This is a genomic window from Catenovulum agarivorans YM01, from assembly GCF_000281085.1.
GTDB lineage: Bacteria > Pseudomonadota > Gammaproteobacteria > Enterobacterales > Alteromonadaceae > Catenovulum > Catenovulum agarivorans.
Window position 1 is genome coordinate 1 of the sequence record NZ_JH767535.1, and the last position, 26,632, is coordinate 26,632.

Sequence of the window (26,632 nt, forward strand, 5' to 3'; positions counted from 1 at the left end):
ATGAACTATTAAACGTAGCTTAATGAAGTGTCCACTTTTAATGGTTCAGATCACTATGCCGTTTGAGAAGATAAACCGACTCAACTAAATTAGTTACGAACTTATTGAGTATATCCACAAATCTCTCCTTGACGTGTAATGCTTTGGTGTTTATGTACACGCACTTTGTACATAGCTTGCAATTTGAATTTGATTAATTTCAATAACTTAGTTGATTTAAAAACGAAGTCAACCATATTTTCCATTTGAGGCAAACTTGTTGTTTGCGTTAACCTAAAGCATTAACAAACTAATCGTTATTTTAATTATGCCGCAGTGGATGGGTGTTAGGTTAAATATGAGCGGGTGCATATTATAAATAGGCTGGTACAACTACACCCGACACTTTTGGGTATAACCCAGCCTATTGGAGGACACACTTTAACTAAAAGGATTAAAAGCTAAATTTAAGGCCTACACCGTAATAACGTCCTTCATCACGAATGTCTTGCGTGTATGCAATGTTATCGTTGTGTTGAACATAGTTGTGGAAAGGGTTGGCCATAATGTTTGAAATGTCCGCGTAGACCGTGAAATTGTCGTTAATTTCGTAGCTTGCAGATAAATCTAGTCTATCTCTTGCTTTGGTTTTGTTGCCAGTAAATCCTTCGGCACCAATGGTATTGCGGAACCAGTTCACCCAAGTGTCACGTTTGTTATATGAAAGTCGAGCTGAGAAGCCGTCTTTTTCATAAAAAACAGCAGTGTTGTAGGTGTATTTAGACAAACCCGGAATTGGACCATAGGTACCTGAATCAGACGTATCTAACTCTGCTGGATAACGCTCTTTACCTTCAAGGCGAGTAACATTTGCTGATATACCAAAAGCATGCAGAGCTTCTGGCATAAAATCATAATCCATAAAGGTTTGTGCATTAATTTCCCAACCCCAAATTTCACCTTGGCCGGAGTTTTCAGGTTTGCTCAACAGAACCGTTCCATAGTCTGCATCTTCAACATGTCTAGGAAAGTTACGAGTGAAACCGAAAAGATCTCGATAAAATGTTGCACCACTAACATAACCAGAGTCAGAGAAATAGTACTCCAAGCTGATGTCATAATTATTAGATGTAAGTGGTTTTAAATAAGGATTGCCCGAAGAAGCTGTTGCATCATGCTCAGGTACATCTTCACCATTTGGATTGTCATTAGCTTTATTTCTAGGTCGTATATCAGTACTCGGATTTAACGCAGCAAAATCAACTCTGGTACGCGTTTTGGTATAACTCGAACGTAATTTAACATCATCTGTTAAGTTTATTGCCACACTAACATTTGGCAATACGTCAGTGTATCCATCGTCTACAGTGGTACTTTCTAAGGTTCGATTGCCGTCTAAATCATACAATCTTGAGGTTCCAGTTACATCAGTTTCAGAACGAGTAACTCGAGTGCCCGCTACTATATCCACCGGCATATCGCCAATATCAAACATAAATTTTGCCTGTAAATAGGCAGCGTAGGTTTGCTCTTTCGCTTCAAAGTAACTCGCCGGATCGTAAGCGACTTTAGGCGTTAAAAATTTTTCTGCTTCACCCAATGCCCAGCCAAAGCGAGCAGGATCACTATTACCTAACTCAGTTGCATACTCATAAGCAACTTGGCTCAACTTTTCGTGATTATTGATTATGCTATCGCGGGTTGGTGCTAGGTATGTAGTAAAACCTTGTTTATCACTACGGAATGGGTTGAACGTTTGTTCATATTCTAAGAAATCAAGGCTCGACAATGGTTTGTTTAAATATAGAACACCTGCTAAGCGATTTCCTGAATCACGTGTTGCATCACGGTCGGTAAAACGCACGCCAGCTTGAATTTTATTTAAAATGCCGTCGTCAAAAGTATAGGTAAGGTCGGTTTTCCATTGTACGCCCGAGCCGCCCACTTTATAATGGCTCTCAAAGTATCCGCGGAAGTTATAAGCGTCTAGATCATGAACATTGGCGTTCGGCGCATCAAAAGTTACACCACCTTCTTCACCAAAAAAGTCGACGTTTACTAGCCAGTCTTCCCGTGTTGATGTATCGAAACTCCATTCTTCTTTTTCGTAGGTACTGTCTGTATAAGCTAAATCGGTTTCGATTTTTAATGGGCCATTTTGCCACTTAGCACCTACAGCAAATTGATATGTATCTGTCGCACCTTTGTTGGTTGAACGATAGGCCATTGCTGGTAAACCACCAGACTTAGTTAAACTAGCCGCTTGTCCATCATCTGTACCTTCCACCATAACAACATTAGTTAAAGTTGGGTCGCCAAATTGAGTTGGATATCTATCCCAGTCGACTAAATGAAACCAAAAACTATCAGCTTGGCCTTCACCGCGGAAACCTTGATAGATTGCATCAGCGTAAACTTCTAATTGGTCGCTAGGTCGCCACTGTGCAGCCATATTCCATGATGGGCGTGTACGTTTACCTAAATCTTGGTAGATACCCACTCGGTTAGGAATTAGAAACTCACCTTCACTAAATTGTTCTGGGGTTATGCTGCCAAAACGATTGGCATTTCTAAACCAAGTATCGTTGTAACGCACACCATTGTGGTATTCAGATTGAGTGTAGGTCGCGTTGGCTAAAAAGCCTATTTCGCCTAGAGCAGTAGTCCAGCGATTGGAATATAAAATACTGCCAGTTGGTGCTGACTTTTCGTTTTGGTCGTTGTAGGCGTAACGCAAAGTGCCAGAAATTTTTTCACCATCAAAATCGAATGGGCGACGAGAGCGAACATTAACTAAACCTGCTAAGCCTGGCTCAAGTAAATCTGCTGTGCCCGATTTATAAACCTCAATCCCAGCTAACGCTTGCGATGGAAAATCTTGCAACTGAACTTGACGCAATTCAGCGGTGAATAATTCGCGACCGTTAAAGGTTGTGGTTACATTTGGTAAACCACGAATTAAAATATCACGCGCCTCATCACTACGGCGGTTTACTTGAATACCTGCAATACGAGCAATACTTTCTGCTGCGGTTAAATCTGGTAATTTCCCAATATCTTCAGCGACAATTGCATCAACAATTGAGTCTGAGTTCATTTTGATATCTTGGGCTTTCATTAAACTTGAGCGTAAACCTTTTACAAGAATGACTTCTGCATCTGTTGAGTCTGTTGCTTGTTCTGTTTGTTCTATTTCGACATCTGTTTGTTGTGCGAGTACTTGGCTTGGCATGAGAACGGTCGCTAGCGCGACTGACAGTGCGGTTTTCGCAAATGGGATACATAAGCGTGACATTTTTATCTCCTCGATACGGATTTTATATTTTTCATAACCTTGTTGCCGCACGGTCAAAGTGCGGGCGTGTGCGTAGTAACTGAAAACTTATTAACTACTATGGTATGACTTTATAGTTGTTTGAAATCCGTAAAAATAATTTGATAAATATGTTTTGTTTGTGTTTTTAGGTTGTTTTATTTGATGTGCTTGGAAACGTGTTAGGGGATATTAATTGTCAAAAAAGGTGAATAATTGGGCAATAACAACAAGCTGAAGCTTTGTTATTCTTGCCCTTTAGCCGAAATTGTAATGGTGTTCTCAGCAGTTTTTTCTACATTAAGGTTAAAGTTGTACTGCAAACTTTTAAGCCAATTTTCAATGTTGGTTAATTCGAAACGGCCGCCAATTTTGAGTGTTTCAAGCTCTGAGTCTTTAATTTGGATGTTTAGTTCTGTGTAACGTTTAAGCTTTTCTATTACTTGTATAAGTGGTTCACCGGTAAATATTAATTCACCTCTTTGCCAAGCACTGGCTTTGTTAATTTCTTCTTTAGAAAGCTTAACTAGCGTATTGAGCATATGTTTTTTACTTTGCTCTATACTAGTGGTTAAACGCACATTGGTGTAATCACCTGCAGTCATATAGGTAATATTCTGCATTAGGGGTTGAGTACTGTTGCTTGTTTTAGTTGCGACTGCGCTTTCTGATAAAGCCACAGCAACTTTGCCTTCAGTAACCAATACATTAAATTGCTTATCATCAATTAACTCAACATTAAACGCGGTGCCAACCGCCTGTACACGGCCATTTAACGCATGCACATTAAAAGGCCTGCTTTTATCTTTCGCTACATCAAAGTGCACTTCGCCTTTGTGTAACCAAAGATCGCGAGATGTTTCTGAAAACTTCACTTCAATATGGCTGTTTGAATCAATAATAAGCTTAGAGCCATCAAGCAAGTTGACGCTTTGTTGTTCACCTATATTGGTGGCATAACTAGTAGCTGGGTAATGAGTGGTTAGGTTTTGTTGTTCACCAATCCAATAAACACTTAGGCTTAATAGGCATAAACACGCAACCGAATATCCGCTTATTGCTGCCCAAGAAAATTTTAGCCAATTCTTGGTTTTTTGTTGCTTAGCTGGTGTTTCATTTAAATCGGCCAATTCAGTTAACAACGTTTGGTGCCAAAATTTGTTTATGCGGTAAATCTCTTGTTTACGCTCTGGGCTTTCGTTTAGCCATACTGCTAACTGCTGCTTTTCTTGCTGGCTCAGTGGCTCGTCGCCGTCAATTCGAATTATCCAATCCCAAGTTTGCAGTTTTAACTCACTGGCATTTTGAATAACTTGCTCGAATGTACTCATTTGTCATTCCCCGCTAATAATTTCTGCTTGTCTGCAGTTGATAGGGTGGAGGTTAAATTAAAATTGCTGAGATATTCGTCGCAGAATAATCCCGCGAGTTTGAGGTTTTTTTCGACTGTACTTACCGAAACATCAAGCTTTTGTGCGATCTCTTTGTGTTTTAATCCATAAACTTTGCGCAAAATTAACGCCTTTTGGCACGCTTCTGGTAATTGTTCGATAGCTTGGCAATATAAGCGAATGGATTCTTCGGCCTCTTCCTCTGATTCTAACGAGGCGGTTTTTTCGATTGGAATTTCATCTAAATGCTCGTCGATATAACCAGTTGCTTGGCGCGCTTTTTTATTTAGCTCATCAATTGCGATGTTTTTAGCTATCTGTACTAAAAAGCCGGTTGGGTTTTTGATGTCGGTTCTATTTTCTATTTGATGTGCTTTTAAATAGACCTCTTGCAAGATGTCATCTACGTCTTGATCTGTGCCAATAAATTTTTTTAGAAAGTTTTTTAAAAAGGCACTTTTTTCGACAAAAATGCGGGAAATCATCGACATCTTGTTATCCAATTTGGCCTAAATAAATACACAACTATAATTATGACGTACCAGATTTGAAAATCCGTAAACGATGTAACTTTAATTCTGGATAAGTACCTAAATTAAATTAGTAATATCAAAATATTAATTTTACGGGTTTTGTTTAGTTGTTAAGTCATAGTTTCAAGGACAAAAAGATTATTACTTTTTTGGGCAGGCATTGTGCCCAGTTTCTTTAAGTACTTGGTTATACACCAAGTATAGACAAAATTAGATTTACTCGTGTAGAGCAGGGCTAATTAGTTTATTTAACACAATAACTATATATGAGGAGTAGGCTATGAGTAGCGTGCCGTTCAAGCACATAACAAAGCGAAGTTGGATGCTTGTGTGTTTAGCATTTATAACAGGTTTAATATTTATTGGTTGTGCTTCGAAGCAGCAAGTGGCGGATATTCCAGCTACCGCACTAACCGAAGTTAAAATGTTAAGTGGTACTGGTAGTGATGATGCCGTTGAATGGGATTTTTACTGCAACAAAGGCAATAACTGTGGCGAATGGACAAAAATTCCAGTGCCATCAAACTGGGAACAACAAGGATTTGGTAATTACGATTATGGCTATATCCCTGAAAAACACGACGAGCAGGGCATATATCGTCGCCAATTTGATGTTCCGGCAGAGTGGCAAGATAGAACCATAGAAATTGTGTTTGATGGTGTTATGACTGATGCAACTGTGTTGGTGAATGGTGAGCAAGTTGGCCCAACGCACCAAGGTGGTTTTTACCGCTTTAGTTTTGACATCACACCTTTTGTAAAAGTTGGCCAACAAAACGAACTCAAAGTAATTGTTGATAAAATGTCTGCCGATAAAAGCATTGAAGCGGCAGAGCGCAATGCTGATTATTGGGTGTTTGGTGGCATATACAGACAAGTATTTTTACAGTCTTTACCAACAACTCATGTCGATTGGGTTAGCCTTGACGCACAAGCAAGCGGCGAATTTAAAATGGATGTTTATTTAGACGGCTTGGAAAATGCCAATGTTAGTTCGGTAACCGCACAAATTTTAGATTTAGATGGCAAGACTGTTGGCAAAGAATTTGTTGCCGTAGTTTCAGCAGAAAAAGCAAGGCTTGCTACTCAAATCGATTCACCAAAACTTTGGACAGCTGAAACTCCAAATTTGTATCAGGTACAAGTTCAAGTTAAACAGCAAAACCAAATACTGCATACTTTAACCAAAACCTTTGGTTTTAGAACCTTTGAATTAAGACCGCATGATGGCCTATATCTAAATGGTGAAAAAATTATTTTAAAAGGTGTGAACCGCCATAGTTTCCGTCCAGAAACGGGTCGTACTATGACTAAACAAGCCAGTATTGATGATATCAATTTAATTAAAAGCATGAATATGAATGCGGTTCGAATGGCACATTACCCACCAGACGTGCATTTCTTAGAAGCGGCAGATCGTATGGGGATTTATGTGATTAACGAATTGGGCACATGGCAAAAGCCTGTATTGGATACAGCACCAGCTCGTCGTTTAATTGCTCAAATGATTAAACGTGACCAAACACACCCAAGTATATTATTTTGGGCGAATGGTAATGAAGGTGGTTGGAATACAGAAGTGGATGACGACTACGATATTTATGACCTGCAGAAACGTCCGGTACTGCACCCCTGGGAATTATTCCGCAACATAGATACAGACCACTACCCAACTTATTCAGAGTTGTTGGCGAAAAAGCCACAAAACGAGGTGTTTTTCCCGACTGAGTTTCTGCATGGGTTATATGACGGTGGCCACGGTGCTGGTTTAAGAGATTTCTGGGACTTTATGATGTCAACGCCATTAGGCGCAGGTGGCTTTTTATGGGTAATGGCAGATGAAGGCATTGTTAGAACAGACAAAAATAACATTATAGATACCGATTTTAACCACGCGCCAGATGGCATAGTCGGTCCACACGGACAAAAAGAGGCGAGCTATTTCACCATTAAAGAAATTTGGTCGCCTATTCAAGTGACTAATTTGAAAAATGGTCGCCAACTGCCTGCAAGTTTTAACGGCGAATTACAAGTTAAAAACTTATATGATTTTATTGATCTATCTAGCTTTGCCGTTGAATGGCGCTTGTTCAGTCCGTTAACTGCTTTTTCGGCTGAGAAAAAGCTAGTAGCAAATGGTCGTGTATCTCTGCCAGCAACTAAACCAGATGCAACTGGCGCGTTGCAGTTAAACTTACCGGAGAATTGGCAACAGCAAGGCTGGTTAGAAGTGGAGTTTTTTGATCAAGAAAACAATTCAATTTTAACCAATGCCTGGCCGATTCAAACCGCCGCTCAGTTAGCTAAGCTAACCCAGCAAGATTTTGTTGCCAAAGCAAGTGTTGCGAAACAAGCTGAAATAGTTGAACAGACTGACAAGGTATTAAAAGTAACAGCGGCAGATAGAGTTATCACCTTTGATGGCCAAACTGGTTTATTGCAGTCGTATAAAAAAGCTAACCAAGCATATGCTTTGACTAATGGCCCTAAGCTATTGCGTTCAGATAATTCACTTAACAAAGGTGTTTACAATGGTAAAGGTACTTGGACAACCCATGATCCAACTGTTGATGCCAAATCTGACAAAGCCACAGAACTCAAAACCAGCTTTGTTGGTAATGATTTAGTTATTGAAGTGGTTAATCCTTCTGCAGGTATTACTAAGCTAGTATGGATAGTACATCCGCAAGGTCACTTGTCGATGGATGTCAATTACTGGCTAAATGGACAATATATCTTACACGGTGTTGGCTTTGACTATCCTAAACAAGGTATTGCTCACAAACGTTGGATGGGCGACGGCCCTTACCGAGTTTGGGCAAACCGTTTAGAAGGCGTCAACTTTTCTGTGTGGGAAAATGACTACAACGAAGGTGTGGCTGGTGAGAAGTGGGAATTCCCTGAGTTCAAAGGTTATTTCTCTGATATTCAGTGGTTAACTTTAGGCCAACAAAACAATGAAATCACTTTCTCAACTGCTACGCCTGATTTGTATGTGCGCGTAATGCAGCCAGATGATGGTGATCGCCCAGACAATACTTTGAGCTTAAAATACGATGGTGAAATTAGCTTTTTACATCGCATTAGTGCAATTGGCTCTAAGTTCCATGCTGCACATTATTTAGGCCCGCAAGGCCGACCTGTATCTGAGCGTGGTATTAGTAATATCAAGTTAACTATTTACTAATTTTCAAATTATGTTTTAAAAATTAACGCAGTTTTTAATCAGGCAGAGTACTTTACTAACAAATCCCAGGGTAGAGTACTTTGTTTGATTATTTCCTCGAACTTCTATGATGAGCTTAGCTTACAAATCAAAACTAACACCAAACATTAATAAGGTTTGTTGATAGCTATAGGTTGATGAGTTGGAGTTATTATCTGCCCAGTTTACATCTAAAAATAGCTGCCAGTTGTTATTTAAGTTGTACTCAGTGCGTTGCGATAAACTGAGTTTATTGTCTTTTCTTAATAATTCACTGCCGTCTGAATATAGGTGTTTGTCGTGGTAATTCGACACTTTGTATTGGGCACTAAAGTTTAATAACCAGTGATTTAACTGAACGTTTTTGTCCAATTTTATTGAGTGCCTATTGGCTGAATATGAGGTGAAGCTGTCTTCAGTTGTTAAGTCATTTCTGTCATCAATTGTGTAGTCTAAGGTTACTTTAAATCGGTTGTTATAGTCGCCTAATTGCCAGCTCACTCTATGTTGCCATGCGTCACCTGCTAGGTAGTGGTATTCACTGCTTGCCGCGCTGGATTTTTTGTATTGGCTTTCAACCTTAATCACTTGTAGTGTATTCAAAGGGTAATAATAGCCAAGGGTCAAGCGTGTATTGTTAAGGTAGGAGTTGCCAGCAATTGATAATGCTTCGAAGTTTGCGGCTGCGTAAAAATAGTCGTTGTTGTCTGCTTGATTTATGCCAGCAAAGGTAAAGTGTTTAATTGCCCCTAAACCCATAACTGAAAAATCATAGTCTGAATTATTTTGATATTTACTCTTGAGCAGTAGCGCGTTGATTGACCAAAACTGCTGGGTTTGTTGTTCGCCTATATATCCAGCAGAGACTAAAGCTTCAACTAAGCTATCACTTTTATTGCTGCTTCTTTCTGTGCTGATAGCTACGGCGTTATCGTCACTGCCAAGTGCGAGTTGTGTGGATAGATACCAAGCTGGGTATGAGTTTTCAGCTTGAGCTGTTTGTTCATTGAGTTGTTGGTCAAATTCAGCAAATTCTAGCTGATCTAATTGTCGGCCTGCCAGTTGAACAATTTGTTCGTTTTCTCCAAATAAAACTAAGTTTTCAAACAATTCAGTCGCTCGTTCTGTATTGCCAAGTTTTTTATAGGTGACTGCTATGTTGTAGTTTATTAAGTCACTTTCGCCACTTTGTTGTTTTATTTGTTTGAAGCTAGTTTGCGCATTTTGCCATTGTCCCAGTTTAAATTGGCATACGGCAATATTATATAGTGTGCTGGCTAATGGATTTTGTTGATAGGCTGATTGATAGTGGGTTAGGGCGCTTTGATAGTCTTGTTGGGCAAAAGCTTGGTGGCCTGCATTTTCATTGGCATAAGCTTTTGCCAGACACACAATAATGAGCAATAAGGCACTGATATACTTCATATTGGTTCCTATCTTGGGTTTACTAACGCCATTGTTGGTAAAACCTGGATTATTTGCTTGAGGTGTTGTCAGTGGAGGTAAAAAAGCCTGGCTAAGGCCGAACAAGTTCAACCAAAGCCAAGCTTACACCTCAAACTGTTTTATTATTCGTCTTTAGCTGCATCACGCTCTTCACGACGCTTTTCTCTTTCGTCTTTGCGCTCTTTACGTTTATCACGAATTTCTTCGCGGATTTTTTCACGCACTTCTTGTTTTTTAGTTTGTAATTGTTCTTTTAAATCATCGTTGTTATCAACATATTCACGAATGGCTTCTCTATTGGCTTGGCGTTTTTCTTTCATTTCAGCCAGCTTCACGGCCAGAGCTTCATCATCACCAGCTTCTTTTAACGCTTTTAGCTCAGCGCGATCGGCTTCTCGTTCGGCTTTTTGTGCTTCAAGCTCGGCCTCGGTAACTGCGCCTGATTCCAACATGTGCTCAATTACCAAATTTTGCCCTGGTATATGTAACTTGTGGCCTAAACGCACATGCTCTTTGGTTATTTGCATGGTTACATCGTCTAGCGATTCTGCATTAGCACCAAAACAAGTTGCGACAAATAGGGCTGATAACGTAAATTTAATCATTGGGTTTTTCATAATAAATTATCCTAAATTGTTGAAATTATTGGCAGTAGGATTAGTTAGATTAAACACAGAATCCGCTGCACCTTGTTGAGGTGAAACAAGTTTTACTTCTAGCGCAAAGTCCTTTTGTGTATTGTTATTATTAATGTTGGCGATAAATTGAATAGCTTGGTTTAGGTCTATGCCTTCAGGTACTTCAATTGGCAATTGCAATACGTTAGCACCTTGTTTGAGATCTACCAGCCATGACAAACTCGCTAAACCTTCGTAGCCGACCAATTCAATTTCATCTGGAATTTGTAGTTGTAAATCTGCATTTGGCATATCTTCAGGCACGTAAATAATCAGCGATACCTGTGTGGTAAATGGCTCTAGGTTGATGTTTTTAGCAATGGGCGCAACAACAGGCTCAACTTGCTGCTGATTAAATAAAAATATCGATAAAAATAGTACTGACGCTACAGCAAAGCCTTTTACAAAACCATTGTTCTTGTTGGTTGCTGTTTTAATTATCTGCGCTTGGTTTAACAGACGCTGTTTATTTTCAGCGGTTAATTCAGGTGTTTGTAAACTAGTCAATTTTGCTAAATAAGCTTGGTGTTGGCTCAGCATTTGTTGGCAATCAGAACAATTAGTTAAATGTGCGCTTACTTGTTGCTGCTCTAACTCAGTTAAATTGCTGTTGCATACGTCGTTGATATTTTGATGGATAAATTCGCAGTTCATAATTCTGTTCTCACACATTCGTTATACACAATGACGGGATTGGATGTCGGATGGTTGCAAGTTAAATAAAATTTTTAATTTGGCTCGTGCACGGTGTAAATCCGACTTTAATGTACCGACAGGTTTTTGCATGATTTCGGCAAGCTCAACTAGGGTATAACCATTGATGTCGTGCATGGTTACAAGTGCGCGTTGGTTTGAATTTAGTTGTGATAATCCGGCTAACACTTGTTTGTGCGTCAGTAATAGTTCTTGATCTGGCGTTATTTGCGTTAGTGGAATTTGTTGTTCGTCATCTAAGCTATCAATCAGCGGGCGGGCTTTTTGTGCTCTATATTGATCGACAAATTTGTTGTATAAACAGCGCATTATCCAAGCTTTGGTTTTTTCAGCTTGTTGTAACTTAGTCAGGTTGTGATAAAGATCTGCTAAAACCTCTTGAACTAAGTCTTCAGCGTCTTCTGTTTTGCCTGTGTATTGATAGGCAACTTTAAACATTAAGTCTAAATAGGGCGTGACAATTTGTTCAAAGCTTTGTTTGTTGGTTTTGCCAAATAGCAGTGATACAACCTTGTTCATATTCGCTACAACTGCAAGTTTTATAAGAATTATAAACCTATAACGTAGCTGAGATAAAAAGGTTGCAAAAAAAGTGAATTTTTTTCAGAAAAAAACGAAACCCACATCATCCGTGTATATGGGTTTCGCACGGGCTAGTCATGAAAGACTACAACAAGGAAATGAAACTAGATGTATTGATTGATGATGTTTTCGAACAATTCTTGTTTACCTGAAATTTGCTCTGGCTCGCCTACAGCAGTGCCAATTTCAGCTAGCTGTTGGATAGTGAGTTTGCCATCAACAAAGTCTTTACCTTGGCCAGACTCGAAAGTCTCGTAACGCTTGTTACGCAATTCAGTGTACTTAGATTTAGTGATGATTTGATCAGCGACGATTAGTGAACGTGCAAACGTGTCCATACCACCAATGTGACCCAAGAAGATATCTTCCATATCTGTTGATTCACGACGAGTTTTCGCGTCAAAGTTAACCCCACCACCTTGTAAACCACCTGCTTCTAAGAATACCAACATAGCTTCAACCGTTTCGTTGATGTTGTTCGGGAATTGGTCTGTATCCCAACTGTTTTGGTAGTCACCACGGTTAGCATCGATAGAGCCTAAAATGTTGTTATCAGCTGCTACTTGTAACTCATGTTGGAAAGTATGGCTTGCCAGTGTTGCATGGTTAACTTCAATGTTTACTTTGAAGTCGTCTGTGCTTAAACCGTACTTTTGTAAGAAACCAGCTACAGTTGCTGTATCAAAGTCGTATTGATGTTTAGTTGGTTCCATTGGCTTAGGTTCAATGAAGAAAGTACCATTCCAACCTTGGCTGCGCATGTAGTCTTTAGCCATGTGTAACCAACGTGCAAAGTTTTCTTGCTCGCGTTGCATTTTAGTATTCAATAAGGTGATGTAACCTTCACGACCACCCCAGAATACATAGTTTTCACCGTTTAGCTTCATGGTAGCGTCCATCGCTATTTTAAGCTGAGCACCGGCACGCGCTAACGTTGGGAAGTGAGGGTTAGTACCAGCACCATTCATGTATCTTGGATTTGAGAATAGGTTTGATGTACCCCAAAGCAATTTAACGCCTGACGCTTTTTGCTTTTCTAACGCGATATCTGTAATGAATTGAATTTTTTCTTCAAATTCACTGACTGATGAATTCTCTTCGTCGATTAAATCAGTATCGTGGAAACAGTAGTAAGGTAAACCCATTTTTGTAAAGAATTCAAAAGCTGCATCCATTTTATCTGCTGCGCGTTGCTTAGCTGAATTAGCATCGTTCCATGCAAAACGTTGTGGGCCTGGGCCAAACGGGTCATGGCCTTGACCACAGAAAGTGTGCCAGTAACAACCTGCAAAACGCAACCACTCTTTCATGGTTTTGCCTGCAACTATACGGTTTTCGTCGTACCATTTAAATGCAAATGGATTATCTGAATCACGACCTTCAAATTCTATTTTGCCAACTGTTGGGAAAAATTCTTTATCACCTAAGATAATACTCATGCTTGTGACCTCATTAGTTTCGGAACTTAAGTTCTAGGTTAAATTGATTGCTGTAAAAGTTGTTGCCAGTTGTGGTAGGCATTTGCATATGCGTCTACCTTGGCGGCTTCTGGCTCGTATTGAGCACACAACTCTAAGCCATTAAACATTTCGGCTCGGTTGCTGTAGTAACCAAGTCCAAATCCTGCACCGCGCGCAGCGCCTTCGGCTCCGTCGGTTTGATATAATTCAACTGTGGTTTGGCAGCTGTTGACAAAAGCTTCGACAAAAATCGGGCTTAAAAACATATTGCCTTTGCCTGCGCGAATTACTTGGCTACTCACGCCCATATCTTTTAAAACGTCAAAACCATATTTAAGTGCGAACACTATGCCTTCTTGTGCTGCTCGCACCATATGACCTAATTGATGGCGGTTAAAATCTAAATTTTGGATATGGCCACCAATATTCTTGTTTTGTAATACGCGCTCAGCACCATTGCCAAAAGGCAACATGCTTAAGCCGTCAGAGCCAATAGCGACATCTTTGGCTAACTCATTTAAATATGGATAGTCAACTTGTTGGCCTTGCACTGAAACAACTGAACGCAACCAGCTAAATAAACGACCCGTGCCGTTTACACATAACAATACGCCATTGGCATTATTGTCAGTTGTGCTGGATACGTGCTGGAAGGTGTTAACGCGCGATTGCTCGTCGTATACGTTTTTGTCTGTTACTGCGTAAATTACGCCTGATGTGCCAGCTGTAGCGGCAACTTCGCCTGCCTGCATTACATTTAGTGATAATGCATTGTTTGGCTGATCACCACCTCGATAAGTAATCTTAATGCCAGCGCGTAAACCAAGCTCTTTAGCTGCTTGCTGGCTAACTGTACATTGTTCACCAAATGAAGGGACTAAAGTTGGAATTAAACTGTGTTCAAAACCATAGTGCTTGATAATATCAGTGGCGACTTGGTTATTTTCAAAGTCCCACAGTACACCTTCACTTAAACCGGAAGAGGTTGTGGTTACATCACCAGAAAGTTTCATTGCAATGTAATCGCCAGGCAGCATTATTTTGTCAATTTGCTGATAAAGCTCTGGTTGGTTTTCTTTAACCCACTTCAATTTTGATGCGGTAAAGTTACCCGGTGAATTTAAAAACTGTTGTAAACATTTTTGCTGACCCAGTTGATTGAAAGCTTGCTCGCCAATTTCAACGGCGCGGCTGTCACACCAAATAATTGCTGGACGAACTACTTGTTGGTTTTTGTCGACACAGACTAAACCATGCATTTGATATGAAATGCCAATTGCTTCAATTTTTTGTGGGTTTACTTGCTCAAGAGCAAATAATTCAGCGCAGGCTTGTTTAACACACTCCCACCAAGTTTCAGGTTGTTGTTCGGCAAACCCTGCTTGTGGAGCTGTAATTGCTAATTCGCTTTTTGGGTAATGGGTAGAGGCAAGGCTTTTACCTGTGGCTGCATCTAAAATTGATGCTTTGGTTGATGAGCTGCCAATATCTAAACCTAAAAAGTACATAACCACTTAACCTATTCAAATTTGTCAGTGCGTCAATGCACTGCTTTTGTTAACTTGACAATAAGTTTATGGGTAGGATGAAAAAGCGACAAGTATCAAAATTTATTGTTTTAGTATGATATTTTGTTTTTGGCTTTTAACCGCCATTTTAATTGGGATGTGGCTATTTTGAAGTGCTAGGTTGTGAAAAAAATATCGATGTTTTAACACAATTTTACGAGAAGGTTTTTACTAAAGTTTGGCTGGAATAAAGCACTTGGTTGCAAAAATGCTTTACAACCAAGCTCAGTGTTTTTTAGTGCTCTTCTACACCTAAAAGCTCATGATATTCTTCTTCTAAATCATGTAATGCTTTTAATTGAGGTTTGATATTTTCAATATTGCCTTGCTCTAATGCGGCTTTTACTGCTTGAACTTCGCTCAAGAGTTTATCTATGCCTTCATCAAAAGTCGCTTGATCTTCTGGTTTTACTTGTTGTTTTTGAACCATTAATACATGTTGTTCAAATTCAGCGATAAGTTGTTGTTTATCTGCTAAAGTTTCAGCTTGGCGTAAAGCTTTGAAACTTTTGCCCATTGATTCCATACCTTCGTGGATTGGGTTTGGTTTGCTACAGCCGATTAACAGCGCAGAAGTTAATACAGCGGTGAAGAATATTTTAGTTTTCATTTCGTGGCTTCCGTTATTATTGTTGGTTTAACTCTAGACTTTATCGTACTTGAGTGCAATATCTGACGATTTATTAGTTGCACAATGAAAACGTTTTATGCGTTAATTGTCGGCGCTTTATTCACAATATAACGATATTTATAATACATACTATGAAAACTTTATTTAACACATGGAAAAAAACTTCAATTGCATTAACTGTTACTGGTGCAATTGTTATGCAGGCATCCGCTGCGGCAGCTGACTATTTTATTTTGGGGGCAGATCCTGAAAAGAATAGCGGCGTGTATCAATTAACTATTGATTCTTATGCGGATAAAAAATATCAAATTGAGCAATTAATTGCGACGCAAGACCCGTCGTATATAGCTATCAGCAACGATTACAAAGCTTTAGTGGCAGTTAACGAAGAGCCAAACTCTGGGGCATTTGCCTATCGTTATCAAGCTGGTAATTGGTCTGCAGTTGCTTCAATTGAAGGTTTAGGTGATTACCCTTGCCACATTAGTTGGAACCAAAACACTAACTTAGTGAGTGTTGCAACTTATGTATCGCCAAATTACTCTATTTTAGATTTTGATGGTAAAAACTTTAGTTTGTCTGGGCAGATCATTAACAGTGGTAAAGGCCCGCATGAGCGTCAAGACGCACCACATCCGCATTGGATGGGCTGGTCGCCTGAAGGTAAATTTTTATATGGCGTTGATTTAGGTACGGATAGCATTTTTCAATTTAGTCCGAAAAATGGTGTTTGGATGTCGACAGTGGCTGCCAAATTGCAAGCGGGCGATGGCCCTCGTCATTTAGCTTTTCATCCAACTAAAAATTATGCTTATGTGTTAAATGAGTTGTCGAATACTTTGGTTGCCTATCAGCAGTCTGCTGTGGATGGTTCATTAACGCAAATTCAGCGTATTAATACCTTGTCGACCGATAAAAAGTCGCAAGCTGCGGCCATTCGTTTGTCGGCTGATGGCAAATTTATTTATTTGACTAACCGTGGTGAAAACTCCATTGCGGTATTTAAAGTATTAACTTCTGGCCAAGTTGAGTTGGTGCAGCACATTAGTACTAATGGTAACTGGCCACGTGATTTTAACTTTAGTTACGATCAAGCTCATTTGTTGGTTGCAAACCGTTTGAGCAATAATATCGCTGTGTATAGTCGCGATAAAAACACGGGTAAATTAACAGACTTAGGTTTTGAGATTGAAGCTGAAAATGTCAAGTTTGTCCAAGGCGTACCGGCGGGGTATTAATTGCTTATTTAAGCCGAGTTTTGTACTCGGCTATGCCAGTTTTGAGTGGTGCACTACGCCCAAAAGCACTAGAACATAACTTTCGCAAAAACGCTGTGAATACAATCCCTGTACGCTTCGCTTTTTCATCCCTGAAAAAGAGATTTTGCTCTAAGTTATTGTTCTAATACTTTTTCGTAAGCTGTTGCCTTGTAGATTTCTTCATTTACTCCTGTTTTATGGCGCTTTCTTTGCAACACATCCATTCACCTTCTTAGCTGATTTATCGCTATCGTCAGTTGCACTGTAGCTTCAATGTTATGTGGCATAGATAGAGGCAAACATAATTGCTATCAATAATCATCAGGAATTTTCATGCAGCATTTGAGCTAGATTGGTGTTAGTTTCGAGGTTTCCTTAGATTTTTTTCGTCTGCTTCTATCTTTAAAATTTGGTCGTAAGACATGAATTCAATTGCTAAGCAATTTTGTGATTTCGTCACATTGCGTAAGAGTTGAATTAGAATGGTGCACAAGAAAAAGGAAGGGCTATGATGTGTTTTAAGCAAAACTTCAATCGTCATGGGCGAATCAGAACCGAAGCGCAGCTTCGCAGTCTGATGAGGTGGAGTCATGGACGACGACAGGACTTATCCTTCAGGGATGAATAGGCGGCTCAAATAAGCGTTTTTGCGTAAATACATTGTAGGCCTGACTGAGCAGGCAACTCCTATCACTGCTATGTCTAATATAATCGTGAAGTTGGGAATGTAACCGCAGGACTTGGTAAGTCATACCCGTAAAAGAAACTAAAAAGCGCGGTATAAACCGCGCTTGATCAAATGTTGTTGAGTGTTAAATAAGGAAAAACTATTTGTTTTCTAACAACTCACCAGTTGATTTTTTATTACCAATTGGAATGGTTTTAGGTTTAAGTGCTTCAGGCACTTCACGATATAAATCAATATGCAATAAACCATTATCCATATCAGCACCACTTACTTTAATGTGGTCACTCAATTGGAATTTTCTTTCGAAATTACGCTCAGAAATACCTTTATAAATAAAACGTTTTTCGTCTTCGTTTTGTTGAGCATCACTTTCTTTACGCCCTGTAACAGTTAGCGTGTTATTTTCTAAATTAATTTCAAGCTCATCTTCTGCGAAGCCTGCTACCGCAAGGGTAATACGGTATTTATCTTCAGCTGTAAGTTCGATATTGTAAGGTGGATAGCCTGCTGATTTGTCGGAGCGTGCAGCAGAATCCATTAAATTTGCTAAGTGGTCGAAACCAATAAATGAACGGTATAGTGGAGTAAAGTCTAAAGTTTTCATAATCATATCCTCGCTATTAAGCAATATGGTAAAGTTTAGTTTTTAGCTCACTTCCTCATTATTGAGCGAAGTGAAGGTGTAACCTGAACTCAGGTTACTTAGACCCGTTACCGGCGTCTTACCCAAGACATTGTTGTCTTGTAAAATTATATATAGGGCGGTTATTTTGCCTTTCAAGGCTTTTTTATGAAATTTTTTGATTCGCACTGCCATTTAGATTTATTGGCCGCCAAAGTGCCATTGGCAAACGTGTTCGAGCTAGCACAAAAAAGTAATGTGCAAGCCATGTTAATTCCGGCAACTACATTTGGGAGCTGGCAGGCGATTGACGCATTGGTTTCAAACTCGGCAAAATTGTATAAATCTTACGGTTTTCATCCTTATTTTTTAGCGCAGCATAAGCTTGCTGAAGTGGGCCATTTACTCACCAATAAACTACAACAGGCTGATAATACTTGTGTTGCAGTGGGCGAAATTGGTTTAGATTATTCGCCGGTTGTTTGTTCCAATCAACAAGTTAAACAAAGGCAAATTCATTTGTTTTTGCAGCAATTGGAAGTTGCTAGTCAATTTAACAAACCAGTTATTATTCACCATAGAAAAAGCCTTGATGATATTTGCAAATATTTAAAACAACAAAAGTTTCAATATGGTGGGGTGGTGCATGCGTTTTCTGGTAGTGCGCAGCAAGCAAAAAACTTAATTGAATTAGGGTTTTATTTAGGTATTGGAGGCACTATTACCTATAGTCGAGCGAACAAAACGCAACAAGCGATACAGGCTGTTGGGGTTGATAATTTGTTATTAGAAACCGACAGCCCTGACATGCCAATATTTGGTAAACAGGGCCAGCCGAATCAACCGGGATTTTTACCTGAAATATTTACGGCTTTACATGAACTGATATCGCAACGTTCAAAGTACAAATCGCCAGAGCTGCTGGCAGAAAAGCTATGGGACAACACCCACAGCTGTTTTGCTATTTAATGGATCACAAGCTAGCTAATTCGCTCTAACTATGCCTTTGATGGCAAATTTATCTTCAATTGCTTTTCTTGCAGTATCAGCTGCATTTCGGTTTGCAAAACCAACTGCGTATACTAGGTTTAAACTGTCTTTTTGAACGACTTGAGTTTGATACCCAGAGTTTTCGAGCTTGCTCGCAAGCTGCTTGGCATTGGCTGGATTTGAAAACGCACCTAGCTGAATTTTGTATTCACCTAATTCACTGCGTTTTTGCACATTAGTTTCGATTTTTGCTGTTAACTCTTTAGGTTGAGTTTCGGCTTGGCCTTGTGCTTTACGCTCGGCCATTCTTTGTTCAACTAAAGTTGTAGTGGGTTGAGCAGGCATCGCTGCTGTGGTTGATACTGGTATCTGTGGTTTGTTTGTTGCGTTTGATGCAGGCTGCTGTTGTAGCGTTTGTATCGTTACTTTTTCAGCTTTAACTGGTTTTCTATTGTCAGCTTCAGTTTTATTGGTTGCAACTAATGGTGCCGGTTTGGATATTTCGCCACGCACAACTTTGTCAGTTTTTTCCGCAAAGGTGAAGCGGTAGCTGACACCGAGTTGTAGGCTAGAGATATCACCAAAATAATTCATACCTTGAATACGGTTTAAACCTATATTTAAGCTTAACAGATCACTAACTGCCCAGTTCATTGTCACAGCATAATTCAAAGCCGTGTCACCCGGTTTTAACCAAGTTTGTGTGCTATCGGTAATTTCTTGGTTGGCAATTGCCGCACCTAATTTAAAAGCGACTGAGAGTTTTTGATTGAGCGGAACTGTATATTGATAACCGAGTAAATAAGCAGGTAATGAATTTTTTTGTTCAACATTGTTGTCGTCAATGAATTCGATATTATCAATGTTCAAATAGTCTAAATAAAGGCCGCCCCAACTTTTACTATCATAACTAAAACCCAATAAAGCGCCGGCTGATGGTTTATCTGTGCGAGCTTGGAGATAAGCAGCCGTTAAGTTTATTTCGTCTGCGCATACCTGTAAGGTTGGGATTGTGGTTAAGCTTGCCATTAAAACGGCGGTTAGGCGATTCCGTTGCATAAGCGGCTGTTGTTTTTATTTAGAATTTTCTAAGTGTATGCTTTTTTTATCATTAGTCAAAGTAACAGCGTTTTTTACTGGTCGAACGATAAAAGGTGAGAAATACAGATTAAGTAATGAGTGTGGATTTTTTTGTTTATTTTCAATGCCAAAGCTTAACTTGTATGGGCGTTTTTTACTTGCCAAACGCAAACTTAAAAATAATTTATCCCAAATGGCTAATGCTGTACCAAAATTACAGTCGTAATATTGTACTTGTTTACCATGATGAAGTTGATGTTGTGCAGGGCTGATAAAAATATGCTCAAGTTTACCCCAACTCCACCACACGTGTGAGTGGCGCAAATTTGCCCCCACAAGATTAAAAATAAATACAAATGCGTTGGCACCTAATATATCTAACATAGTTAAAAATGGGCCATACATACTCATGCAAATGCCAATTGCTAAACCTTGTACTAAGGTCATACGCATCGCATAAAGTAAATTCTCAATAGGGTGACTGCGATAAATAGTCAGTGGGGTTAACACTTCAGCGCTGTGGTGTATTTGGTGAAAACGCCACAACAAGGGAATTTTGTGCAACAACATATGCAGTAAAAAGCGCGAAAAATCATCCAATAAAAATAGCACTAGAGTGAATACCCAAATAGCCATTTGACTGCCAACTACGGGCTTTGACGATAATTCGAATAATTCACTGATAAAAATATTGGTGTTGATGGCTATTGGGGCAGCTGCGAATAAAAACGGCACTATCAACAAGGCTTTGATAAATTTGTTTAAAAGCATTAATTGGTAATCAGCTTGGGCACTTTTGTGCAGCCAAACCTTTTTATTGAAGAGGTATTTTATTACGCCGTTTTGCCGGGGGGAGCTTAGTGTAAACAAGTACACAGCTATGGCAATTAGGGTTGAGCTGGCTAGATAGAGTGCAAAAATGCGTTTGTTGGCGTCGGTAATATTCGACGCCAACTCAAGCAAATTTAATTGCAGCCAATCTAGCATAAACAACTACAAGCTTACTTTGTAGCCGAAAACAAACATGCGAGGTTTACCTGGGCGCGCACCGTTCGGGCGACTACTAATAATGTTTATTTCATCGGTAATATTGTCTACTTTTAAATAAACAGATTGTGCAGATGAAATAAAATAACTCGCAGATAAATCAAAGATGGTTTGTGCTTCGATTACACTGCCTGACAGATTAACACCATCGCCGGCAGCTTCTTGCATTTCGCCTGTGTACTTAGCTTGTAAGTTCACTTGCCAATCATCAGCAGTTAAACCTGTTGTTAAGGTAAAGCTGTGATCCGGTTGATACGGCATGCTATCACCTTGGATGATTTTGCCCCACTGCGGGTAGTCAGAATTAAAACTTTGTTGGAACTCAGAATTGATGTAACTGTAGGTAATGCTCCACGGCATATCTAAGCTAGAGGTCAAATTTAAACGCGAAGCTAAGTGAGCTTCTATGCCAAATACATTTACGTCGCCACCGTTAAAGTCTGCATCTAATTCACAATTAGATGATTGTGAAAACGAACAGCTTTCTTTTAAATTACTATAGTCGTTAAAGAAACCAACAATTTCACCATTAATTTGGTTGTTGTTAAACCTAAAACCAACTTCGTAGTTTATGCTTTTTTCTGCTTCAACATTTTCATCATTTTGCTGTGGGCTGCTCGGTACATAACCTTCATGTATACCAGCAAATACACCATAATCTTCGTCTAACTTATAAAATGCGCTGACGCTAGGCAACCAAATTCGGCTGTCTTTTTTAAGGTAATCTAGCTCGTTATTGCCATTTATGTAATGTGAATCAATAAATTCACCACGCACACCTGCTGTTAACGTCAGTGCTTCTAAAGTAACAGTATCTTGAATATACACAGATACAGCATCAGATTTTTCTTGGTTAACCGTAGTGAAGGTTTTGTCATTTTGGTTGGTAACTTGACCACCTACAGCCATGGCATAAGTTTCTTCAAAATGGTCACGGTTGATATAGTCTTGATGCAAACGAACACCAGCATCTAACTTATGCTCTAAACCCATAAAGTTAAAACTAAAACCCAAGTCTGACTGTATGCCACGCGAGCGGTAGCTTCTGTCATTGGTGCCTAAGATAAACTCGCCACTGCCTGTGCCGGTTAAAATTTGGTAATAACTTTGATTGGTGTCAGTTGTTGGGTTAATCAGTACATCTAATAAAGACGGCGTATTAGCACCAAAGCTTGACACTTTTGCCCAGTCACGCGCAAAGTTATGTTGATAGATACGTGTGGTGATATCAAACGCACCTTGTTCGTAATAATGGGTCAGCTGAATAGTATCGTGATCCCAATTCATTTGGTCATTTTGTGAGGCTGCGTAGCGTCTATAAGGATTGGCTGCTAAATCTTCACGAGTTAAACCTAAATAGGTTTCATCTGATTGTTCAGTTGCGTACGCAAGTTTTAACTCAACAAAGTTTTTCATTTTTCCTTGGCTAAAATCATAATTGAATTTAGCCATAACATCTGATTTTTCAAAACCTGTCGTTTGTTCAGAAAAGTCTATTGTTTTAAAACCGTCTGCACGTGTATATAAACCTTCAATTAAATAACCAAAGTGATTATTGGTGTTGCCGTGATAAGCGTGAATTTTGCCGTATTGGTCAGAGCCATAAGCAATATCCAAAGCGGTTGTTGCCATATCATGCACTTCGCGGGTAACTAAATTAAGCGCACCGGCAACTGTATTTGGGCCGTATTTAATTGCAGCTGGGCCTTTAAATACCTCAACCGCAGTCATGCGGCTAACCATTGGAAAATAATAAGCTGAAGGCGCAGAGTAGGGCGCTGGCGAAATTAATACACCATCTTCCATCAAAGATATTTTTTTACTACGCTCTGGTGTAGCACCACGAAAACCTATGTTCGGGCGTAAACCATAACCATCTTCTTCACGAATATTTATACCAGGTACAGTTGCTAAAATTTTATTTATGTCGTCAAATTCAAATTTTTCTAATTCAGCTTCTGACACTAGGCTAGTGGCACCGCCTTGAGTACGCAATTTGTCGTGTGAGCCTAAAATTTGTATACGCTCATAAAAACGACTATCACTGTTATCTTCTTCTGTAGCGTTTGCAGGTTCAGCTGCAAAAACTGGCGCATTTAACCCGATTAAACTGGTTGTAACGGCCAAAGTAACTTTTGAAATTTTGCTCATTGTTATTTTATCCAAACCTTAAAAACCGTTAATTAATCGTTGTCGCCAGCAGATGTATCAGGTAAGTCGACCGCTAAACTGATACTAAAGTCGCTTTTGAGTAAGTCGGTCGCGATTTTTATTTGAGCCTGTAAGGTCTGATAACGAGCGTAATCTTGATTATTGGTTGAAATTGCCGCGCCAAGATCAGTTGTTATTGTCGCTAATGTGGCTTGCGCATCTGTTATGGCTTGTAAAATTTTATCTGAAGTATCTTTGTCACCAACTGCGTCTAGGTAGTCATCAAATCCTAGCGCATCTTCGTGGTCTCCGGCTAATGTATCGGTCGCGCCAGTAAACAATTGGTAAAAAGCTTTGAGGTTTTGTTCGATTGCTTGTTTGTTCAATTTAGCATAACGCGCTTCAACTAAATTAGCATGATTGCTGCTTGGGCAGTCGCCCGGGCCGCTAGCCAATGGGCAACCTAACTTCGAGTCTTTTAACTGGTAGTCTAGGTAAAATAACGCTTGGCCTAAAACATTAATTGCACTTTGCTCATCACCATTTTTAAGTTCGCTTATATAAGCATTTTCGCCTTGCTGCCAAGTGTTTTGCCAGTTTTGTACTTTGCTTAGCAAATCAGTTTGTGTCGCTTGTAAAAACGCACATTGGCGCGCCAATTTAGTTTGTTCTGGTAAATCGCTCCAACCAATGAGTACACCTGTTTCGGTTGCACAGGTTAGGTCGGTAGATTGGTTAAATAATAAATATTCCTGTGCGAATAAACCTTTGCGATCATTCGGTCTGTTACTAATGCTGTAAGGAAAGCCATTCAACGTTCCTGAATTGTGAGTTGCTACTTCTCCGTCGACACCGCAGGCTGAGTTGCTTGGCCAAGCATAAATTTTGTTGCGTAGGGCAAAATCGTCTTTTGCCAAAGGTGCGAGCTGTATTTGTTCAATTAACTGCCAAGCTGAAAAAGTTTTTGTGTAGGCTTGTTGAGCTGCCAATCTTTTTTCGTCTATTAGGCTGTTTTGCTCAATGGCAGCACAATAATCATTTATAGGAGCAGTTTGTTGCTCTAGAGCTGAAACAAATGATTGCTGGTTAGTTACAACTACATTATCAACCAAGTGATTAATTAATTGTGCTGGGGTGAATTTGGCAACGAGACCATATTCAGGTCCAGCTTCGCTGGTGGTTTTTTCACCGCAGCTAATTATAGCCAAGCTACTAGCAGTAAGAGCGATAGCGCTTAAAGTATTTCGCAATTTCATGCAGCTTTTCTCACGTTAAAGTTATAGTATTTTTTATACGACAAAAGGTTAGGTGCATAACACCTAACCTTTTTTGTTTTTCAAAAACTGTAAATCAATTTTTGTGTTGTAGCTTACCAACCTGCAACTTGTGCTTGGGTAAAGCCATAAGCATCACGCATTAAGTCGCGAGCGTTTTCTAAATTCGCAATATAAGCATCTTTACCATCAGCAGTAAATACTGGTTGATCACCAACTAGGTTGTTCACTGTTACAAAATCTGTTTTTAAAGGGCTTGCAGGGTTAAATTGTAAACCAATTAAGAAACCTTTTAATTCAGACCAGTGTTTAGCAAGTGTGGTCAGGCTAAATTCTGCTGTACCAACTTTTTCTAAATCAACTATACTGTCATTAATATAATGAATAACAGTTGCAGCCACAGCTTGTTCCCAAGCTAACACTGCAGCATCACGATAACCTTTCAATTCAGTCATTTGCGCGTCTGTTAATGCAGAACCCGCGTTGGCATTAATTAATGCACGACCTTTTAAGAAGGCTTCCATTGCATCTTTGGTTAAGTCTGTGCCAGCTGTATCTGCGCGGTCACGTTTAGCTGCATTAGTTGAGTTACCGAAGTTGTATTCGCTATTTAGGTTAATTTTTCCGTCGTCATCAGTATCCATATATGGTGTGCTGCTTGCCAATTCATCGTCTGTGTATGACAAATAATCACGTGCTGCGCCAAAGTAACCAAAACCTTCATCCCATTGGTGTTCTAATATAGTATACTTACCATCGTATTCAGTATTTGATGACATTAAACCTTTATCGTCTTCGTCATCATGCAAATAATCATCAGTACCTTGTTGGAAAGCTACTGCACCTAATAAGAATTTTTGAATAAGTTGCTGTAAGTCCAAACCTTCAGGAGTAACATAATAAACACCCGTGTTGCTTAAAGCATTTTCTGCAACTGCGTTGTCTGCAAGTTTATCGAATAAACGTAATAATAAACCTTCAGGCGTATTACTGAAATCATTGGTCATAAATGTATTTGAAAATGCTACAAATGATGTGCCATCCGTCCAAGTTTTGTGATCGGTCTTACTGTCGTTACCAGCAATTTTATCTTGTAGGTTTTTACCGGTTGAAATGTCGTTAATGCTCATTTGACTTGCATTGTCAAAAAAAGCTAAGTTTGCTGACAACACAGAAGCTACGTCTACGCCATCTGGAATTGGTGTTGCACCATCAGGTATTTTTGATTTATCTGGATTAAAATAGAAAGCGTAAAGTTTGTTAAGAATAGCTGTCTTATCATCGCCACCAACACTAACATCAGTGGTAAGAGTGCTGCTAATATATTTGTTTAATTCTGCAATAATTGCATGGCGTGCAATTTGGCCGCTATAACTAACAGTACTTTCCCCATTACCGTCATAAAAACCGTAAAAATCCAATTCATCAGAAACTGTTACAACAATTGTTTCTTCTTTTTGCATTTCACCATCAGAAACTATGATCGGCAAAACAATTTCAGCTACTGGCTCACCATTTGGTTCATAATTAAGGCTTTTACCTGCAGCTAACTTTAAAGTGTTACCGTCAATTTCAAAGTTTGCATCAGCACCACTTGCTAAAGTGAAAGTAACTGCGTTGCCTTGGTCGTCAGTTGCTGAAAGTGTACCAACAGTCGCGCCAACTGTGTTTTCTGCAACTGTATTGCTAGAAAGTGTTACGCCATATGGTGCGGTATTTTTGTCGTCAGAGCTGCTCCCACAAGCAGTTAAGGACAAAGCTAAAGCAGAGAAGATTACTGAGTGTTTGAAATTAAACATATAACAGATGTTCCTTTAAATCTTAGTGGCTATGAAAATGAGAGTAATTTTTATTTCTGCGTAAATTATACAATAGGGCTTATACGAATCAATATCATTTAGAAAACGAAATAAATTTTATTTATATAGTTCACTGATAAACAAAGGGCAAATTATTTGCTGAATTGTCTACAGAGACATTAATTAAGGGGCTTAGCGAAGGAGGATAGGGGCAGGCATAGTT

19 protein-coding genes are annotated in these 26,632 nt (G+C 39.4%); 3 read left to right on the forward strand and 16 right to left on the reverse strand.

The window, feature by feature from the left end; all coding sequences use genetic code 11:
• Positions 1–433: 433 nt before the first annotated feature.
• The 3 genes from WSC_RS0117040 to WSC_RS0117050 form a co-directional block, all read right to left on the reverse strand.
• Positions 434–3,274, reverse strand: coding sequence for a TonB-dependent receptor (locus tag WSC_RS0117040; RefSeq protein ID WP_016957161.1), 2,841 nt, complete (start codon positions 3,272–3,274; stop codon positions 434–436).
• A 263-nt stretch (positions 3,275–3,537) separates the two neighbouring features.
• The gene (locus WSC_RS0117045) at positions 3,538–4,623 is read right to left on the reverse strand and encodes a FecR family protein (protein ID WP_016957162.1); all 1,086 of its coding nucleotides are present in this window, start codon (positions 4,621–4,623) and stop codon (positions 3,538–3,540) included.
• Positions 4,620–5,174 (reverse strand): RNA polymerase sigma factor, encoded by a 555-nt coding sequence (locus tag WSC_RS0117050; protein ID WP_016957163.1) that lies wholly within the window; start codon positions 5,172–5,174, stop codon positions 4,620–4,622. Before WSC_RS0117050 ends, WSC_RS0117045 begins: the two co-directional genes overlap by 4 nt.
• 370 nt (positions 5,175–5,544) lie before the next feature.
• Between WSC_RS0117050 and WSC_RS23205 the strand changes: the two genes are divergently transcribed.
• Positions 5,545–8,403, forward strand: coding sequence for a glycoside hydrolase family 2 TIM barrel-domain containing protein (locus WSC_RS23205; protein ID WP_237716332.1), 2,859 nt, complete (start codon positions 5,545–5,547; stop codon positions 8,401–8,403).
• Positions 8,404–8,523: 120 nt separating this feature from the next.
• Here the strand turns inward: WSC_RS23205 and WSC_RS0117060 are convergent, their stop codons facing one another.
• From WSC_RS0117060 to WSC_RS0117090, 7 genes are all read right to left on the reverse strand, one after another.
• Positions 8,524–9,846, reverse strand: coding sequence for a tetratricopeptide repeat protein (locus WSC_RS0117060; protein WP_016957165.1), 1,323 nt, complete (start codon positions 9,844–9,846; stop codon positions 8,524–8,526).
• A 143-nt stretch (positions 9,847–9,989) separates the two neighbouring features.
• On the reverse strand, positions 9,990–10,484 hold the full coding sequence (locus WSC_RS0117065; RefSeq protein WP_016957166.1) for an OmpH family outer membrane protein: 495 nt from the start codon (positions 10,482–10,484) through the stop codon (positions 9,990–9,992).
• Positions 10,485–10,490: 6 nt separating this feature from the next.
• Positions 10,491–11,198, reverse strand: a complete 708-nt coding sequence (locus tag WSC_RS0117070; protein WP_016957167.1) for an anti-sigma factor family protein — start codon at positions 11,196–11,198, stop codon at positions 10,491–10,493.
• Positions 11,199–11,219: 21 nt separating this feature from the next.
• Positions 11,220–11,777: an RNA polymerase sigma factor gene (locus WSC_RS24360; protein ID WP_016957168.1), complete on the reverse strand. Its 558-nt coding sequence runs from the start codon at positions 11,775–11,777 to the stop codon at positions 11,220–11,222.
• Between the two features lie 167 nt (positions 11,778–11,944).
• The gene (gene xylA, locus WSC_RS0117080; protein WP_016957169.1) at positions 11,945–13,279 is read right to left on the reverse strand and encodes a xylose isomerase; all 1,335 of its coding nucleotides are present in this window, start codon (positions 13,277–13,279) and stop codon (positions 11,945–11,947) included.
• Positions 13,280–13,317: 38 nt separating this feature from the next.
• Entirely contained in the window at positions 13,318–14,808 is a 1,491-nt protein-coding gene (locus WSC_RS0117085; RefSeq protein WP_016957170.1) for a xylulokinase, read from the reverse strand.
• A gap of 295 nt (positions 14,809–15,103) precedes the next feature.
• Positions 15,104–15,478, reverse strand: a complete 375-nt coding sequence (locus WSC_RS0117090; protein WP_016957171.1) for a cytochrome b562 — start codon at positions 15,476–15,478, stop codon at positions 15,104–15,106.
• Positions 15,479–15,630: 152 nt separating this feature from the next.
• Here WSC_RS0117090 and WSC_RS0117095 point away from each other — a divergent pair, with 152 nt between their 5' ends.
• Complete coding sequence (locus tag WSC_RS0117095) at positions 15,631–16,737, forward strand: lactonase family protein (protein WP_016957172.1); 1,107 nt, start codon at positions 15,631–15,633, stop codon at positions 16,735–16,737.
• Between the two features lie 848 nt (positions 16,738–17,585).
• On the opposite strand, the gene WSC_RS0117105 is transcribed toward WSC_RS0117095, so the two are convergent.
• Complete coding sequence (locus tag WSC_RS0117105) at positions 17,586–18,050, reverse strand: Hsp20 family protein (RefSeq protein WP_016957174.1); 465 nt, start codon at positions 18,048–18,050, stop codon at positions 17,586–17,588.
• Positions 18,051–18,236: 186 nt separating this feature from the next.
• On the opposite strand from WSC_RS0117105, the gene WSC_RS0117110 reads away from it, so the two are divergent.
• On the forward strand, positions 18,237–19,037 hold the full coding sequence (locus WSC_RS0117110) for a TatD family hydrolase (protein ID WP_016957175.1): 801 nt from the start codon (positions 18,237–18,239) through the stop codon (positions 19,035–19,037).
• 15 nt (positions 19,038–19,052) lie between these two features.
• Here WSC_RS0117110 and WSC_RS0117115 read toward each other — a convergent pair whose 3' ends face one another.
• The 5 genes from WSC_RS0117115 to WSC_RS0117135 form a co-directional block, all read right to left on the reverse strand.
• On the reverse strand, positions 19,053–20,117 hold the full coding sequence (locus WSC_RS0117115; protein ID WP_016957176.1) for an SPOR domain-containing protein: 1,065 nt from the start codon (positions 20,115–20,117) through the stop codon (positions 19,053–19,055).
• Between the two features lie 15 nt (positions 20,118–20,132).
• Positions 20,133–21,125, reverse strand: a complete 993-nt coding sequence (locus WSC_RS0117120) for a sterol desaturase family protein (protein WP_040394992.1) — start codon at positions 21,123–21,125, stop codon at positions 20,133–20,135.
• Between the two features lie 6 nt (positions 21,126–21,131).
• Positions 21,132–23,336, reverse strand: coding sequence for a TonB-dependent receptor family protein (locus WSC_RS0117125; RefSeq protein WP_016957178.1), 2,205 nt, complete (start codon positions 23,334–23,336; stop codon positions 21,132–21,134).
• Positions 23,337–23,368: 32 nt separating this feature from the next.
• Complete coding sequence (locus WSC_RS0117130) at positions 23,369–24,592, reverse strand: imelysin family protein (protein WP_016957179.1); 1,224 nt, start codon at positions 24,590–24,592, stop codon at positions 23,369–23,371.
• A 113-nt stretch (positions 24,593–24,705) separates the two neighbouring features.
• Positions 24,706–26,409, reverse strand: a complete 1,704-nt coding sequence (locus WSC_RS0117135) for a DUF4856 domain-containing protein (RefSeq protein WP_016957180.1) — start codon at positions 26,407–26,409, stop codon at positions 24,706–24,708.
• Positions 26,410–26,632: the final 223 nt, after the last annotated feature.